This is a genomic window from Streptomyces sp. AM25 (assembly GCF_058146165.1).
The window spans coordinates 47,066-63,283 of the sequence record NZ_JBKIWN010000141.1; the positions used below are offsets into that span (position 1 = coordinate 47,066).

13 protein-coding genes and 1 riboswitch are annotated in these 16,218 nt (G+C 75.0%); of the genes, 8 read left to right on the forward strand and 5 right to left on the reverse strand.

The annotated features are described in order from the left end of the window. Window positions 1-151: 151 nt before the first annotated feature. From ACLHRZ_RS41905 to ACLHRZ_RS41915, 3 genes are all read right to left on the reverse strand, one after another. The gene (locus ACLHRZ_RS41905) at window positions 152-1,534 is read right to left on the reverse strand and encodes a hypothetical protein (RefSeq protein ID WP_490423887.1); all 1,383 of its coding nucleotides are present in this window, start codon (window positions 1,532-1,534) and stop codon (window positions 152-154) included. A gap of 110 nt (window positions 1,535-1,644) precedes the next feature. After that, on the reverse strand, window positions 1,645-2,766 hold the full coding sequence (locus tag ACLHRZ_RS41910) for an alpha/beta hydrolase (RefSeq protein ID WP_490423888.1): 1,122 nt from the start codon (window positions 2,764-2,766) through the stop codon (window positions 1,645-1,647). 58 nt (window positions 2,767-2,824) lie between these two features. Beyond that, window positions 2,825-3,508, reverse strand: a complete 684-nt coding sequence (locus tag ACLHRZ_RS41915; RefSeq protein ID WP_490423889.1) for a class II aldolase/adducin family protein — start codon at window positions 3,506-3,508, stop codon at window positions 2,825-2,827. Between the two features lie 113 nt (window positions 3,509-3,621). On the opposite strand from ACLHRZ_RS41915, the gene ACLHRZ_RS41920 reads away from it, so the two are divergent. The 8 genes from ACLHRZ_RS41920 (at window position 3,622) to cobC (ending at window position 13,676) form a co-directional block, all read left to right on the forward strand. Continuing rightward, a complete protein-coding gene (locus ACLHRZ_RS41920; protein WP_490423890.1) occupies window positions 3,622-4,896 on the forward strand; it encodes an inorganic phosphate transporter in 1,275 nt (424 codons plus the stop codon). A gap of 14 nt (window positions 4,897-4,910) precedes the next feature. Next, window positions 4,911-5,108 (forward strand): hypothetical protein, encoded by a 198-nt coding sequence (locus ACLHRZ_RS41925; protein ID WP_490423891.1) that lies wholly within the window; start codon window positions 4,911-4,913, stop codon window positions 5,106-5,108. Between the two features lie 116 nt (window positions 5,109-5,224). Then, window positions 5,225-5,306, forward strand: a riboswitch (cobalamin riboswitch). A 118-nt stretch (window positions 5,307-5,424) separates the two neighbouring features. Further along, a complete protein-coding gene (locus ACLHRZ_RS41930; RefSeq protein WP_490423892.1) occupies window positions 5,425-6,396 on the forward strand; it encodes a cobalamin biosynthesis protein in 972 nt (323 codons plus the stop codon). Further along, window positions 6,389-7,933 carry a cobyric acid synthase gene (locus ACLHRZ_RS41935; protein ID WP_490423893.1) on the forward strand — a complete coding sequence of 515 codons (1,545 nt, stop codon included), beginning with the start codon at window positions 6,389-6,391 and terminating at the stop codon, window positions 7,931-7,933. Before ACLHRZ_RS41930 ends, ACLHRZ_RS41935 begins: the two co-directional genes overlap by 8 nt. Window positions 7,934-8,054: 121 nt before the next feature. After that, the gene (locus ACLHRZ_RS41940) at window positions 8,055-10,142 is read left to right on the forward strand and encodes a putative cobaltochelatase (RefSeq protein WP_490423894.1); all 2,088 of its coding nucleotides are present in this window, start codon (window positions 8,055-8,057) and stop codon (window positions 10,140-10,142) included. Beyond that, window positions 10,142-10,738, forward strand: coding sequence for a cob(I)yrinic acid a,c-diamide adenosyltransferase (gene cobO, locus ACLHRZ_RS41945; RefSeq protein ID WP_490423895.1), 597 nt, complete (start codon window positions 10,142-10,144; stop codon window positions 10,736-10,738). Before ACLHRZ_RS41940 ends, cobO begins: the two co-directional genes overlap by 1 nt. Next, window positions 10,735-12,234, forward strand: coding sequence for a cobyrinic acid a,c-diamide synthase CobB (locus ACLHRZ_RS41950; RefSeq protein WP_490423896.1), 1,500 nt, complete (start codon window positions 10,735-10,737; stop codon window positions 12,232-12,234). The genes cobO and ACLHRZ_RS41950 overlap by 4 nt, the downstream gene beginning before the upstream one ends. After that, window positions 12,231-13,676, forward strand: coding sequence for an Rv2231c family histidinol phosphate aminotransferase CobC (gene cobC / locus ACLHRZ_RS41955; RefSeq protein WP_490423897.1), 1,446 nt, complete (start codon window positions 12,231-12,233; stop codon window positions 13,674-13,676). The genes ACLHRZ_RS41950 and cobC overlap by 4 nt, the downstream gene beginning before the upstream one ends. A gap of 130 nt (window positions 13,677-13,806) precedes the next feature. On the opposite strand, the gene ACLHRZ_RS41960 is transcribed toward cobC, so the two are convergent. Beyond that, a complete protein-coding gene (locus tag ACLHRZ_RS41960; protein WP_490423898.1) occupies window positions 13,807-14,907 on the reverse strand; it encodes an amidohydrolase family protein in 1,101 nt (366 codons plus the stop codon). Window positions 14,908-14,930: 23 nt separating this feature from the next. Beyond that, window positions 14,931-15,959, reverse strand: a complete 1,029-nt coding sequence (locus ACLHRZ_RS41965) for a methyltransferase (protein WP_490423899.1) — start codon at window positions 15,957-15,959, stop codon at window positions 14,931-14,933. Between the last annotated feature and the right edge of the window lie 259 nt (window positions 15,960-16,218).

The window sequence follows — 16,218 nt, forward strand, 5'->3', positions numbered from 1 at the left end:
CGCCCCGTAAGCCCCGCCCCGTAAGGGGCGCGGGGCTGTTCACATATGCGGCTCCGCCGCGTGGGCGCGGCCAGGCGCCCCGTAAGGGGCGCGGGAAACTGCGCGCTCAGCCCCCCACCGGGCCGCAGACAACGCACCGCCCTTACGGGGCCTACGCCCCTCCCCGGTGCACCTGGAACGCCGCCCGGCGCACCGCCTTCGCCAGGGCGGGGTCCGGGTGCGCCGCGGCCAGGGCCACCAGGACCTGGACGGTGCGCGGGTGCCCAACAGCCCGCACCTCCTCCAGCAGCCCCGGCACGGTCCCCTGCACCGCCGAGTCCAGGTGCCGGACCAGCAGGCGGCTCTCGCCGTGGTCGGCGACGGCCGCCGCCGTGTCCACCCACAGCCAGGTGGCCTCCTCGCGGGTGAGCACCCCGGCCGCCTCCTCGGGGTCGCTGCCCTCGTGCTCGGCGATCCACAGCAGCGCGTACGGGCGCAGGCACGGCTCCTCCGCCGCGGCCCGCACCGCGCTCTCCGCGGGGGCGCCGACGGCGCGCAGGGCCTCGAAGGCGAGGCCCCGGACCATGGCGTCGTCGCCGCGGGCGGTGTCGAGGAGCTCGGCGACCGCGCTGCGCACCGGCCGGGCGGCGAGCCAGGCGCGGTACTCGGCGCGGGCGGGGCCGGGGGTGAGGTCGGCGCAGCCGCGCAGCATGGCCTCGGCGCCCAGCTCGATGTTGCCCGCGGGGCTCTGCGCGGCCACGCAGATCTGTTCGAGCTTGACCCACACCGCCCAGTTGCCGAGCGGGGTGAGCACGGCGGCGCCGTCGCGCACGACGAGCGCGCCGACCGAGGCGAGGGCCTCCAGGGCCCAGCCGAGCAGCCCGGGCAGCAGGTCGGGCCCGCCCTGGGCGGGAACGGCGGGCTGCCGGCCGTCGTAGGGGATCTCGCAGCGCTCGGCGCGGATCTCGGCGACGCGCTGCTGGAGCAGGTCGAGCAGCATCGCCTCGGCGACCGGCCCGGCCGACAGGTGCATGACGGACAGCAGCTGCGGCACCGCCTCGACGACCTCGGCGGCCACCGCGAGGTCGGTGCCGGCGGGCTCGGGGTGGGCCAGGGACCAGGCGTCGAAGAGCGCGACCCAGCCGCGCAGCACGGCGCTGTCGTCGCGGTCCCAGGCGGTCAGCCGCCAGCCGGGGCGGGCGGTGCCGCCGTGCAGCTCCAGGAGTCCGGCGAGCCGGGCCCGGTCCCAGTCGGAGCGCACCTGCCCCGCCGTCAGCCCCAGGGCGTCCGCGGCCCGTCCGGCGGCCTCGGCGAGGCCCCCGGGGCCCGCCACCGAGACGCCGCCCAGGCACTCCCCGGCGGCCCAGCGGGCCAGCCGGACCGCGCCGGTGAGCCCGGTTCTGGCCTGCTGGGCGAGTTCCGCCCGGGCCGGGGTGCCCGCGGGCGGGCGGGGCGCCGGTCGGGAGCCTCGGTTCGCCACTGCCCGGCGGGCGGCGGCGATCGGCTGTCGGGGAACGAGTCTGAGCCGGGAGTCGCGCGGAGTACGGGACGTCACAGGAGCAGTCTTGCCGTTCACGCTCCGAAAACCCAATCGGAATCAACTATCCGGCCGCGCCCGCCCGCTGACGGGAGGCTCCGGGCGCACGCGCGGGAGTGGAAGCGGAGCTACATCAGGGGCGTCAGGAAGCGCCGCAGGGCCTCCTCGCAGGCCTGCGGGTCGGCGTTCCACACCCCGGCGTGCCCGGCTCCTCGGGCGATGTGCAAGTGCATCAGATCGGGTCGGCGCGCGACGAGTTCGCGGGAGTGCTCCGGGGGTGCGACGGTGTCGTCGGTGCCGTGCAGGACGAGCGCCGGCACGGCGAGCCGGGTGGTGTCGGCGGCGGCGAAGAGTCCGTCGGCGGTCAGGCCCGTCCTGCCCTCGGCGGCGCGCACGGCGAGGCCGAGCAGGGCGCCGCGGGCGCGGTGCCGGGCCAGGGAGCGCAGGGCGGCCTGCCAGTCCAGGACCGGGGAGTCCAGGACGAGGCCGCTGACGCGGTCGGCCACGGCGGAGTCGAGGGCGGTGAGCAGGGCCATGGTGGCGCCGGTCGACCAGCCGTAGAGCACCGTGCGCCGGGCGCCGCTGCGCACGGCGTGCCGGACGGCGGCGTCGAGATCCCGCCATTCGACGGCGCCGAAGTGGCCGATTCCGTGCGGCGGCCGCGGGGCTCCGGGGTCGCCGCGGTAGGAGACGGAGAGCACGGGGAACCGCAGGCGCTGCAGGAACGGCAGCACGTTCAGGGGGTGTGCGCGGGTCGTGCCCAGGCCGTGCACGGCGATCACCCAGGTGTCGCGGACGCCGGGGACGAACCAGGCGGGCAGCGGCCCGAGCTCGCCCGCCACGTCCAGGTCGGTGTGGTGCATGCCGAGCGCCTCCCCCGGCCCGCCGGTGTAGAGCTGCGGGGTGAGCCAGACGCGGTCGCCGGGCTCCGGGGCGCCGTGCGTGACGCTCTCCAGGTGCCGTACGACGCAGTCGTGCGGGTGGGAGACGTCGGCGACGACGGGGCCGACGACGGCGTGCAGTCCGGGCCCGGCGAGCCCGTAGGTGCCGGGGCGGAGCGTGGCGGGGGTGCGGGTGAGGGTGACCGTGACGGCGTCGGCGGTGTGCACGGTCACGCGCTGCTCGCCGGGCAGGGGGCCCGCGGAGACCTTGAGGGCAGCGTCGCCCGCGTACCGTCCGGCCGCCACCGCGGCCGCTCCGGCACTGATCAGGGTCGTGGCGGCCGTGGCCGCCGCTCTGCGCAGGAGCATCGCTTCCAGTGTGGGCGGGGGCGGCCGCCGCGGCCAGTGGACCGGAGGACAGCCGGACTCAGCCGGGCTGCCCGTACCCGGCGATCCGGCCGGTGACGGCGGCGAGCTGGTCCGGGTCCAGCAGCGCGGGGGTGCGTCCGGGGACGGAGGCGGCGGCGAGCCAGACCCGGCACATCCACTCCAGCTGGGCGGTGCGGTCGTAGGCCTGGTCGAGGGTGGCGCCGCAGGTGAGCGTGCCGTGGTTGCGCAGCAGGCAGCCGGTGCGGCCGTCGAGCGCCTGCAGTACGCCGCGGGCGAGTTCCTCGCTGCCGTAGAGGGCGTAGGGGGCGACCCGGGGCGGTCCGCCGAGGGCCGCGGCCATGTAGTGGACCGGGGGCAGTTCGTCGACGAGCGTGGAGACGGCCGTGGCGTGGACGGCGTGGGTGTGCACGATCGCGGCGGCGTCGGTGGCGCGGTAGACGGCGAGGTGCATGGGCAGTTCGCTGGTGGGTCTCAACTCACCCAGTACCCGGCGGCCGTCGAGGTCCACGCCGACGGCATCTTCGGGACGAAGCCGGTCGTAGGGGACGCCCGTCGGCGTGACGAGCACCACATTTCCCACCCGTGCGGAGACGTTTCCGGACGTGCCCACAACGAGCCCGTCAGCAACGGTGCGCCGGGCCGTGGCCACCACGGCGGCCCAGGCCTGGGGGATTCCTGCGGGGATCCGTGCGGAGCGGGTGCGCTCCTCGCGGTCCGTCATCGACATCACCCTCCGGTTGTGGCCGACACCCGTCCCTGTCCAGTTCACCTTCCGTTCACCCAGGATCCCTACGGTCCACCGCGTACTGACCATCGAGCTGATTGCCTGGGTGAATGGAACACATCACGCTTCTCATCGGGATCGTGATCGTCACGGCCTTGGTGTTCGACTTTACGAACGGTTTCCACGACACGGCCAACGCCATGGCCACCACCATCTCCACCGGGGCGCTCAAGCCCAAGGTCGCAGTGGCGATGTCGGCGGTTCTGAACCTTGTCGGTGCGTTCCTGTCCGTGGAGGTCGCCAAGACCATCTCCGGCGGGATCATCGACGAGAAGGCCGGAGTCAGACCCGAGATCATCTTCGCCGGCCTCGTCGGCGCGATCGTCTGGAACCTCCTGACCTGGCTGGCGGGCCTGCCCTCCAGCTCCTCGCACGCCCTCTTCGGCGGCCTGATCGGCGCCACGCTGGTCTCGGTCGGCTCCCACGGCGTCCACGCGGACGCCGTCGTCATGAAGGTCATCATCCCGGCGGTCGCCGCACCGGTCGTGGCGGGCGTCGCCGCGATGGCCGCGACCCGGCTCACCTACCGCCTCTCGCGCGGCCGCGACGAGCAGGAGACCGCCAAGGGCTACCGCGCCGGGCAGATCGCCTCGGCCGCGCTGGTCTCCCTCGCCCACGGCACCAACGACGCCCAGAAGACCATGGGCGTGATCACCCTCGCACTGGTCACCGGCGGCGTCGTCGCCCCGCACTCCGACCCGCCGCTGTGGGTCATCGTCTCCGCGGGCGTGGCCATCGCACTCGGTACGTACCTGGGCGGCTGGCGCATCATCCAGACGCTCGGCAAGGGCCTCACCGACATCAAGCCCGCCCAGGGCTTCGCCGCCCAGACCGGCGCCGCGACGGTGATCCTCGCCTCCTCGCACATCGGCTTCGCGCTCTCCACCACCCAGGTCTGCTCCGGCTCGATCATGGGCGCGGGCCTCGGCCGCAAGGGCGGCGTGGTGCGCTGGTCGACCGCCGGCCGCATGGTCGCCGCCTGGTGCCTGACGCTGCCCGCCGCGGGCATCGTCGCCGGCGGTGCCGCGTTCCTCGCGGACCAGGGCGACTGGGGCATCACCGCCGTCGCGGTGCTGGCGATCGCCGCCTGCGGCGCCATCTGGCTGGCCTCCCGCCGCAAGCCGGTCACCAGCGACAACGTGAACGAGACCGCCGCCGCGCCGCACGTCGGCCCCGCGGCGCCCGCCGCCTCCGAGCCGGTCGGTGTCGTCACCGCCGCCCTCCAGGCCGTCGCCCCGCCGCCGGCCGGGCCGATCGCCCCGGCCGCCTCCCCGACCAGCGAAGCCGGGCGGACCCCCGCCGCCCCGGCCGCTGCCGCGAGCTGAAGGACGTACACACCATGCACATCGACTGGGCAGCTCTCGGCCAGGTCTTCGGCGTCAGCCTCGTGGTGACGGTGGCTCTGGTGGGCGTCTTCACCCTGGGCATCGTCGGCACGACGTCCCGCGCGACGGCGGCCGCCCGCAGCGGCGCCTACGCGTGCTACGCGCTGTGCGCGGCGGCCGTGGGGTACGGCATCTACCTGATCGTCGCCTAGCGCCTCTCCGCAAACGGCGGACGGACTGACAACGTCAGTCCGTCCGCCGTTTGTTCGAATTGACGCCCCTTCCCCGGGCGTGGTGGACTGCCCAACGCCAAACGGCGACAGCACAGAGGAAGCCGGTGCGAATCCGGCGCGGTCCCGCCACTGTCACCGGAGAGCGCGCCGCGCAGCGCGCGCCGGGAGCCAGGAACTCTGGTCGCCGGTCACGTCGAGCCAGGGCGCGGACCCTGAGTGAGGACACATCGCCATGCCCGGCTGCCGCCCACCCTGTCGTCCCGGACTCAGGTACCGCACCACGGCGGTCTGACCGGTGCCCGTCGAAAGCCTCGGACTCGCGCTCGGCTATCTCGGTGACCTCCTGACCGGCGACCCGCAACACGGCCACCCCGTGGCCGCGTTCGGCCGTGCCGCGCACACCGTCGAACAGCGCCTGTGGCGCGACCACCGCGGGCGCGGAGCCCTGCACACCCTGCTCTGCGCGGGCGGCGCCGCAGCCGGTGCCGGGCTGCTCGCCCGTACCGCCCGCCGCTCCCGCCACCGCGGCCCGGCCGGCGTCGCCCTGACCGCCGCCGCCACCTGGGCCGTCCTCGGCGGCACCTCGCTCGGCCGCGAGGCGCGGGCCGTCGGCGCCGCGCTCGACGCGGGCGACCTGGCCGCTGCCCGGGAGCGGCTGCCGCACCTGTGCGGGCGCGACCCGCAGGCGCTGGACGAGCAGCAGATCGCGCGGGCGGTCGTGGAGTCCGTCGCCGAGAACACCTCCGACGCGGTCGTCGGCGCCCTGGTGTGGGGCGCCCTCGCCGGGGTGCCCGGACTGGTGGGCTTCCGCGCCGTGAACACCCTGGACGCCATGGTCGGCCACAAGTCCCCGCGCTACCGCCGCTTCGGCTGGGCCGCGGCCCGGCTCGACGACGTCGCCGGCTGGCCGGGCGCCCGGCTGACCGCCGCGCTCGCCGTCCTCGCCGGCCCCGACCCGCGCGGCGCCTGGCGGGTGGCCCGGCGCGACGCGTCCCGGCACCCGAGCCCCAACGCGGGCCCGGTGGAGGCCTCGTTCGCCGGCGCCCTCGGGGTGCGCCTCGGCGGCACCCTCGCCTACGCGGGGCGCGTCGAGCACCGGCCGGTGCTGGGCGCGGAGAACCGCCCGGTGGAGACCGCCGACATCGAACGGGCCGTCCGGCTCTCGCGCCGGGTGTCGCTGCTGGCCCTCGCGGTGGCTGTCGCCGGGCGCCGAGTGGGCAGTGTGTTCGTGAACAGGACCGTCAAGAGGAGCAGCACGGGTGGGTAAGCGGGGTGGGGGCCTGCTGGTCGCGGGGACGACCTCCGACGCGGGCAAGAGCGTGGTGACCGCCGGGATCTGCCGCTGGCTGGTCCGCAAGGGCGTCAAGGTCGCGCCGTTCAAGGCGCAGAACATGTCGCTCAATTCGTATGTGACGCGCGAGGGCGCCGAGATAGGCCGGGCGCAGGCCATGCAGGCGGCCGCGGCGCGCGTCGAGCCGAGCGCACTGATGAATCCGGTGCTGCTCAAGCCCGGTGGCGACCGCAGCAGCCAAGTGGTGCTGATGGGCAGGCCGGTGGGCGAGCTCAGCGCTCGTGGGTACTTCGGGGGGTCGTCCCCCGGGAAAACACAGCACCAGGGCCGCCAGGAGCAGCTGTTCGGCACCGTGACGGAGTGTCTGGAGGAGCTGCGGCGCACGCACGACGCCGTGATCTGCGAGGGCGCCGGCAGCCCCGCCGAGATCAACCTGCGCCGCACGGACATCGTCAACATGGGCATCGCGCGGGCCGCGCGGCTGCCCGTCGTCATCGTCGGCGACATCGACCGGGGCGGGGTGTTCGCCTCGTTCTTCGGCACGACGGCCCTGCTGTCCCCGGAGGACCAGGAGCTCGTGGCGGGCTACCTGGTCAACAAGTTCCGCGGTGACGTGTCGCTGCTGGAGCCCGGACTGGAGATGCTGCGCGGTCTGACGGGCCGGGCCACGGTGGGCGTGCTGCCGTTCGCACACGGCCTGGGCATCGACGAGGAGGACGGCCTGAGGGTCTCCCTGCGGGGGACGGTGCGGGAGTCGGTGGTGGCCCCGCCGCACGGGTGCGACGTGCTGCGGGTCGCGGTGTGCGCGGTCCCGCTGATGTCCAACTTCACGGACGTGGACGCGCTGGCGGCCGAACCGGGCGTGGTCGTGCGCTTCGTCGACCGCCCGGAGGAACTCGCCGACGCCGACCTGGCCGTGGTGCCCGGCACGCGCGGCACGGTGCGCGCGCTGGCCTGGCTGCGCGAGCGCGGCCTGGCCGGGGCGCTCGCGCGGCGGGCGGCGGAGGGCCGCCCGGTGCTGGGCGTCTGCGGCGGCTTCCAGGCGCTGGGCGAACGCATCGAGGACGACGTCGAGTCGAAGGCCGGCACGGTCGAGGGCCTGGGCCTGCTGCCGGTGCGGGTGCGGTTCGCCGTCGAGAAGACCCTGGCGCGCCCGGCGGGCGAGGCACTGGGCGAGCGGGTGGAGGGCTACGAGATCCACCACGGCGTCGCCGAAGTCCTGGGCGGCGAGGCGTTCCTGGACGGGTGCCGGGTCGGCTCGGTGTGGGGCACGCACTGGCACGGCTCGCTGGAGAGCGACGGCTTCCGCCGCGCGTTCCTCCGCGAGGTCGCCCGCGCGGCCGGCCGGGACTTCGTCCCGGCACCGGACACGAGTTTCGCTGCGCTGCGCGAGGAACAGCTGGACCGGCTGGGCGACTTGATCGAGCAGCATGCGGACACGGATGCGCTGCTGCGGCTGATCGAGGAGGGGGCGCCGAAGGGCGCCCCGTTCATACCGCCGGGGGCACCGTGAGCGCCCCGACAGGGGCGCGGGGCCGCGACATCTGCGACTCCGCCGCGTGGGCGCGACCGGCCACCGACAGCCCGCAGCCGCAAGACCGCCCGATGCACGTCCCCGAAAGGAGCGCCAGCTAATGGCCACCTACCCGTTCACCGCCATCGTCGGCATGGACGACATGCGCCTCGGCCTCCTCCTCAACGCCATCTCACCGTCCATCGGCGGCGTGCTCGTCCGCGGCGAGAAGGGCTCCGCCAAGTCCACGGCCGTGCGCGGCGTCGCGGCCCTGATGCCGGCGATCGACGTCGTCGCCGGCTGCCGCTTCTCGTGCGACCCGGCGGCGCCCGACACCGAGTGCCCGGACGGCCCGCACGGCTCCGGCTCCGCGGAGACCCGCCCCGCCCGGGTGGTCGAACTGCCCGTCGGCGCCTCCGAGGACCGCCTCGTCGGCGCACTCGACATCGAGCGCGCGCTGTCCGACGGCGTGAAGTCCTTCGAGCCCGGCCTGCTGGCCGACGCGCACCGCGGCGTGCTGTACGTGGACGAGGTCAACCTCCTCCACGACCACCTGGTCGACCTCCTCCTCGACGCCGCCGCCATGGGCGCCTCCTACGTCGAACGCGAGGGCGTCTCCGTACGCCACGCGTCCCGCTTCCTCCTCGTCGGCACCATGAACCCCGAAGAGGGCGAACTGCGCCCGCAGTTGCTCGACCGCTTCGGGCTGACGGTCGAGGTCGCGGCCTCCCGGGAGACCGACGAGCGCGTCGAGGTCGTGCGCCGCCGCCTCGCGTACGACGAGGACCCTGCGGGCTTCGCCGCCAAGTGGGCCGCGGAGGAGGACGCCCTGCGCGAACGCATCGCCGCCGCGCGGGCGCTGCTGCCGGACGTGCGGCTCGGGGACGGCGCGCTGCGCCGGATCGCGGCCGTGTGCTCCGGCTTCGAGGTGGACGGCATGCGCGCGGACATCGTGACCGCGCGGACCTCGACGGCGCTGGCCGCCTGGGCGGGGCGCACGGACGTGACGACGGAGGACGTGCGCCGGGCTGCGCTGCTGTCGCTGCCGCACCGCAGGCGGCGCAACCCGTTCGACGCGCCGGGCCTGGACGAGGACAAACTCGACGAGATCCTGCGCCAGTTCGAGGACGAGGACCCGGACCCGGACCCCGAGCCGGAGGGTCCGGAGGACGGCCCCGAGGACGATCCGAACGATGGCGGCCCGGACGGCGGCGGCCCGGACAACGGCCCCGACGGCGGCGGACAGCCCCCGCAGGACGACGTGCCGCCCCAGCGCCAGGAGGAGTCCGCTCCGCAGAACTCCCCCGCACAGCAGGAGGCTTCGGCACCGGAGCCGGCCCCCGCCGAGGGCACCGGCGACGCGGCCGAGGCCCCCGCCGTCGCCGCGGCGGAGCCGTTCCGCACCCGCCGGTTCGACGTGCCCGGCCTCGGCGAGGGCGCCGACGGGCGCCGTTCGCGCGCGCTCACCGCGCACGGCAGGACGACGGGAGCGCGCCGCCCGCGCGGTGCGCTGTCCCGGCTGCACCTGGCGGCGACCGTGCAGGCGGCCGCCCCGCACCAGCGGGCGCGCGGGCGCAGCGGCCCGGGTCTGGTGGTCCGCCGCGACGACCTGCGGGAGGCGGTGCGCGAGGGGCGCGAGGGCAACCTGGTGCTGTTCGTGGTGGACGCCTCCGGGTCGATGGCGGCCCGGAAGCGGATGGGCGCGGTCAAGGGCGCGGTGCTGTCGCTGCTGATGGACGCCTACCAGCGCCGCGACAAGATCGGCATGATCACCTTCCGGGGCACGGAGGCCGCGGTGGCGCTGCCCCCGACGTCGTCGGTGGAGGCGGGCGCCGCCCGGCTGGAGAAGCTGCCCACCGGCGGCCGCACCCCGCTGGCGGCGGGCCTGCTGCAGGCCCACGAGGTGCTGCGCGTGGAGCGGATGCGCGACCCGTCGCGGCGCCCGCTGCTGGTCGTGGTGACCGACGGCCGGGCGACGGGCGGCCCGGAGCCGCTGCCGCGGGCGCAGCGGGCGGCCGGCCTGCTGGCGGCCGGGGGGACCGCCTCGGTGGTCGTGGACTGCGAGTCCGGGCCCGTACGGCTCGGCCTGGCGGGTGAGTTGGGCCGGGCCCTGGGCGGCCCCGTGGTCACCCTCGACGAACTGCGCGCGGACAATGTCTCCGCGCTCGTGAAGACCGTACGCACCAGCAACAGCAGGAGGGCCGCGTAATGCCCCAGGGACAGCCGACCGTCGTGCCCGACGACGGGCTCACCACGCGCCAGCGCCGCAACCGGCCGCTGGTCTTCGTCCATACCGGCGTCGGCAAGGGCAAGTCGACCGCCGCCTTCGGCCTGGCGCTGCGTGCGTGGAACCAGGGCTGGCCGATCGGGGTGTTCCAGTTCGTGAAGTCCGCGAAGTGGCGCGTCGGCGAGGAGCGGGCGCTGCGCGTGCTCGGCGACTCGGGCGAGGGCGGCACCGTGGCCTGGCACAAGATGGGCGAGGGCTGGTCCTGGGTGCAGCGCGACCTCGCCTCCAGCGAGGAGGCGGCGCGCGAGGGCTGGGAGCAGGTCAAGCGGGACCTGGCGGCGGAGACGTACAAGCTCTACGTGCTCGACGAGTTCGCCTACCCCATGCACTGGGGCTGGGTCGACACCGACGAGGTGGTCTCCGTGCTGCGCGACCGTCCCGGCACCCAGCACGTGGTGATCACGGGCCGCAACGCCCCGGAGAAACTGGTCGACTTCGCCGACCTGGTCACCGACATGTCCAAGATCAAGCACCCGATGGACGCGGGGCAGAAGGGCCAGCGGGGTATCGAGTGGTGAGTGTGAACGTCCCCCGGCTCGTCATCGCCGCCCCGGCGTCCGGCAGCGGCAAGACGACCGTGGCCACCGGCCTGATGCGGGCCTTCGCGGACGCCGGGCTCGCGGTGTCCCCGCACAAGGTGGGGCCGGACTACATCGACCCCGGCTACCACGCCCTGGCCACGGGCCGGCCGGGCCGCAACCTGGACGCGTACATGTGCGGCCCGGGGCTGGTGGCCCCGCTGTTCCTGCACGGGGCGGCGGGCTGCGATCTCGCCGTCGTCGAAGGCGTGATGGGCCTGTACGACGGGGCGAGCGGGCAGGGCGAACTGGCGTCGACGGCGCACGTGGCGAAGCTGCTGAAGGCGCCGGTGGTGCTGGTGGTGGACGCGTCCTCGCAGTCGCGGTCGGTGGCGGCGCTGGTGCACGGCTTCGCGTCCTGGGACCCGGAGGTCCGGGTGGCCGGCGTGATCCTCAACAAGGTCGGCTCGGACCGCCACGAGGCGTTGTTGCGCGAGGCGCTGGCGGAGTCCGGGGTTCCGGTTCTCGGCGCCTTGCGTCGGGTTGCCGGGGTGGACACCCCGAGCCGGCATCTGGGGTTGATCCCGGTGGCGGAGCGGCGCGCGGAGGCGGTTGCCGCGGTGGCGGCACAGGCGGCGCAGGTGCGGGAGGGGTGCGACCTCGACGCGCTGCGCGCGCTGGCGCGGTCGGCGCCGCCGCTGACGGACGAGGCGTGGTCGGCTGCGGGCCGTCTTGGGCTGGTCGCGCAGTTCCCCGCGCCCCTTACGGGGCGCGCCCCCGGGTTGTGGGCAGGCGTTCCGCAGGGCGATGGGGGTACCTCCCATGCCGTTCAGGCTATGGGGGAGGGTGGGCACAACCCGGACCACGGCGAGCAACCCAACGCCCCTCGCCCCGTGATCGCGGTCGCCGGTGGTGCGGCGTTCACGTTCTCGTACGCCGAGCACGCGGAGCTGCTCAGCGCGGCCGGTGCCGAAGTCGTCACCTTCGACCCGCTGCGGGACGAGTCCCTGCCCGAGAACACCAGGGCCCTGGTGATCGGCGGCGGCTTCCCCGAGATGCACGCCGCGGACCTGTCCGCAAACGCCCCCCTCCGCAAGGAGGTTGCCGCCCTCGCGGCGACGGGCGCACCCGTCGTCGCCGAGTGCGCCGGCCTCCTCTACCTCTGCCGCGCCCTCGACGGCAAGGAGATGTGCGGCGTCCTGCCCGCCGACGCCGGGATGTCCGAGCGCCTCACCCTCGGCTACCGCGAGGCCGTGGCCATCGCGGACAACTCCCTTGCGGCCGCGGGCACCCGCGTCCGCGGACACGAGTTCCACCGCACGGTGGTCGAACCGGCAGCCGCATCCGACACCCCCGCGTGGGGGTTCACCCACCCCACCCGCCGCACCGAGGGCTTCGCCCTCGCCGGCGTCCACGCCTCGTACCTGCACACCCACTGGGCAGGCGCCCCGGCCATGGCCCACCGCCTCGTCGCACAGGCGGCGGCCCGCGCATGACCGCCCTCTACCTCGGCGTCGGCGCCCGCCGCGGCACGACGGCCGACGAGATCCTCGCGCTCGCCGGGCGCACCCTGGCCGAGGCCGGCGACGGCACCGTCGCGGCCCTGGCCACCGTCGAGGCCAAGGCGGACGAGCCCGCCGTGCTCACCGCCGCCGAGCGGCTCGGCGTGCCGCTCCGCGTCTACTCCCCCGACGAGCTCGCCGCGCAGCCGGCCCCGCACCCCTCGCAGACCGTCCTCTCCGCCGCCGGGACTCCGGCCGTGGCCGAGGCCGCCGCGCTGCTGGCCGCAGGGCCCGGCGGCGTCCTGCTGGTCGGCAAGCGCAAGTCGGCGCGGGCGACCTGCGCCGTGGCCGTCGCCGCCCCCCGTACCGTCTCACCGAAGGCCCCCATGCACGAACCCGACCTGCGGCACCACGGTGACGCGGAAGTACGCGGCGCGGGCGCCGAGTTGACCGACCTCGCGGTCAACGTGCGCTCCGGCACGCCCCCGCAGTGGCTGCGCGAGCGCATAGCCGACTCCCTCACGGGCCTGGCCGCCTACCCCGACGGACGTGCCGCACGGCGCGCCGTGGCCGCACGGCACGGGCTGCCGGAGGAACGGGTGCTGCTCACGGCGGGCGCCGCCGAGGCGTTCGTCCTGCTGGCCCGGGCGCTCGGCGTGCGCCGGGCCGCCGTCGTGCACCCGCAGTTCACCGAGCCGGAGGCGGCCCTGCGGGACGCCGGGCACACGGTGGAGCGGGTGGTGCTCGACGCGGCGGACGGCTTCCGCCTGGACCCGCGGGCGGTGCCGGGGGACGCGGACCTGGTGGTCGTGGGCAACCCCACCAACCCCACGTCCGTGCTCCACCCCGCCGCGACCCTGGCCCGGCTGGCCCGCCCGGGCCGGACCCTGGTCGTGGACGAGGCGTTCATGGACGCGGTGCCGGGCGAGCGCGAGTCGCTGGCGGCGCGGACGGATCTGCCCGGGCTCGTCGTGCTGCGCAGCCTCACGAAGACGTGGGGGCTGGCGGGTCTGCGCATCGGCTACGTGCTGGCCGCGCCGGACACGGTGGCCGCGCTGGAGCGGGCACAGCCGCTGTGGCCGGTGTCGTCGCCGGCGCTGGTGGCGGCCGAGGCGTGTTGCCTGCCGCAGGCCGTGGCGGAATCGGAACGCGCGGCGTGCGAGGTCGCGGCGGACCGGGCCTATCTGGAGGCCCGGTTGACCGCGTTCCCGACGATCACAGTGTGCGGCCCGGCGGCCGGCCCGTTCCTGCTGCTGCGCCTGCGGGACGCTTCGCTGATACGTAATCGTCTGCGTGGGCTGGGGTTTGCGGTACGGCGCGGCGATACCTTTCCGGGCCTGGGCCCGGAGTACCTGCGGATCGCGGTCCGCGACCGCGAGACGACGGACCGCTTCGCGGAAGCACTGGCACTGGCAACGGGGGGCGGCGCCCCGTAAGGGGCGCGGGGCCGTGTCTCCCCCAGCCACCTCCCCCAGCTACCTCCCCCAGCTACCGCTGGGGGTGCCCCCAGGAGGTGCCCCCAGTGGCTCCGCCGCGTGGGCGCGAGCAACCACCGACGGCCCGCAGCTACCCCACCACCCGCCCCCGCAACACCACCCGGCGCGGAGCGCCCAACACCCGTACATCCGCCCGCGGATCCTCCCCGTACACGACGAAGTCCGCCGACGCCCCCTCCTCCAGCCCCGCCCGCCCCAGCCACTCCCGCGCCCCCCACGACGCCGCCGACAGCGCGGCCCCCGCGGGGATCCCGGCCCTGACCAGCTCCGCGACCTCCTGCGCCACCAGCCCGTGCGGCAGCGAACCGCCCGCGTCCGTGCCCACGTACACCGGGATCCCCGCGTCGTACGCCGCACCCACCGTCGCGTAGCGGCGCGCGTGCAGGGCCCGCATGTGCTCCGCCCAGCGCGGGAACTTCTTCTCCCCGCCCTCCGCCAGCGACGGGAACGTCGCGATGTTCACCAGCGTCGGAACGATCGCCACGCCCCGCTCCGCGAACAGCGGAATCGTCTCCTCCGTCAGCCCGGTGGCATGCTCGACGCAGTCGATCCCGGCCTCCACCAGCGGCGCGAGCGTCTCCTCCGCGAAGCAGTGCGCGGTGACGCGCGCGCCCAGCCGGTGCGCCTCGGCGATCGCGGCCTCGACCGCCCCGCGCGGCCAGCAGGCGCCCAGGTCGCCGGTCTCGCGGTCGATCCAGTCGCCGACGAGCTTGACCCAGCCGTCCCCGCGCCGCGCCTCGTGCCGCACGTAGGCCACGAGGTCCTCCGGCTCGATCTCGTGGGCGTAGTTGCGGATGTAGCGGCGGGTGCGGGCGATGTGGCGGCCGGCGCGGATGATGCGCGGCAGGTCCTCGCGGTCGTCGATCCAGCGGGTGTCGGAGGGCGAGCCGGCGTCGCGCAGCAGCAGTGCCCCGGCGTGCCGTTCGGTCAACGCCTGCTTCTCGGTGGTCGATTCGTCGACCGCGCCGTGTGCGTCGAGCCCCACGTGACAGTGTGCGTCCACGAGTCCGGGCAGCACCCAGCCGTCGATCGTGGTGACGTCCGTCGCCGATACCGGCCGGTCGAAGGTGATCCGTCCGCCGACCACCCACATCTCGTCGCGCACCCCGCTCAGGGGGTCCGGGCCGACCAGTATCCGTCCCTTGATGTGCAGCACTGCACTCGCGTCCATGCATGCACTGTACGAGGCCCGCGTCACTTGCAGGCGATCACCATCGACTCGGCCCCGGCCAGCGGCTCGACGCGGCTGTCGCGGAACCCCGCCTCCGCCAGCCAGCCCCGGCAGTCCGCCCCGGTGTAGTCGAAGCCGCCGCGGGTCTCGATCAGCATGTTGAGGCTCATCAGCAGTCCGGCGAGGTTCTCCCGGCGGTCGTCGTCGATGAGCATCTCGTAGACGATCACCTGGCCGCCCTCCGGCAGCGCCTCGTGGGCCTTGCGCAGCAGCATCCGCTTCGTGGGCAGGTCCCAGTCGTGCAGGATGTGCCCGAAGACCAGCACGTCGGCCCGGGGCAGCGGGTCGGTGAAGAAGTCGCCGTCCACGAAGGCGAGTCGCCCGGTGAGGCCGGATGCCTTCACCTGTTCCTCGAAGGCGTCCCGGCAGGCGGGCAGGTCGAAGCCGGTGCCCCGCAGGTGCGGGTGACGCTGCAGGAGCTGCCGGAGCACGCCGCCCTCCGCGCAGCCGATGTCGGCGACGGTGCGGTGGCCGGACCAGTCGACGGTCTCGGCGAGGGCGTGGGCTGAGCGCAGGGACAAGCTGGTCATCGCCCGCTGGAAGAGGGCCAGGCGTCCGGGGTCGCCGTAGAGGGCGGCGAAGAAGTCGCCGCCGTGCTTGATCTCGTTCTGCGGCTCCCCGGTGCGCAGGCCGTCGCCGAGGGTGCCCCAGTAGCCGTAGAGCCTGGCGTCGAGCAGCTCGACGAATCCGCCGAGGTAGCCGTCCTCGCCGCGGACCAGGTGGCGGGCGGTGGCCGGGGTGTTGGCGTAGCCGTCGTCGTGGCGCTCCAGCAGGCCGAGGGCCACGAGGGCGTCGAAGAAGTCCCGGGCGGAGCGCGGGTGCAGCCCCAGCCGGGTGCGCAGTTCCTCGCCGGACAGGGGGCGCTCGGCAAGGGCGGTGAAGAGCCCGAAGCGGACGGCGCTGAACAGGACCTGCGAGGCCTGGAAGCCCAGACTGATATCGAGGATGCGGTCGAGCTCCGGGGCGAGGCCGGCTTCGGGGTGCGGTGTCATGGCAGTCCAGTCCTCGGGCGCGTAAGTTTCGTTGAACGGTGGACGGTTCAGTCCTACCCGACTTCGCCCGTGCCGATGCGGCAGGTGGGAGCGCCGGCGCCGAACGGTTGCGCGCCGGAGGGCGGATTCGGTGCTCCGCCCTGAGGACGGGGCACGGCACGGCCGTCTCCGCCTTGCGGCCGAGAGGCTCCGCCGTTCAGGCCGACGCGCCAGAACCTTGGCCAGAGCAATTCTGTACGTATGAACTCGATTCAGGACG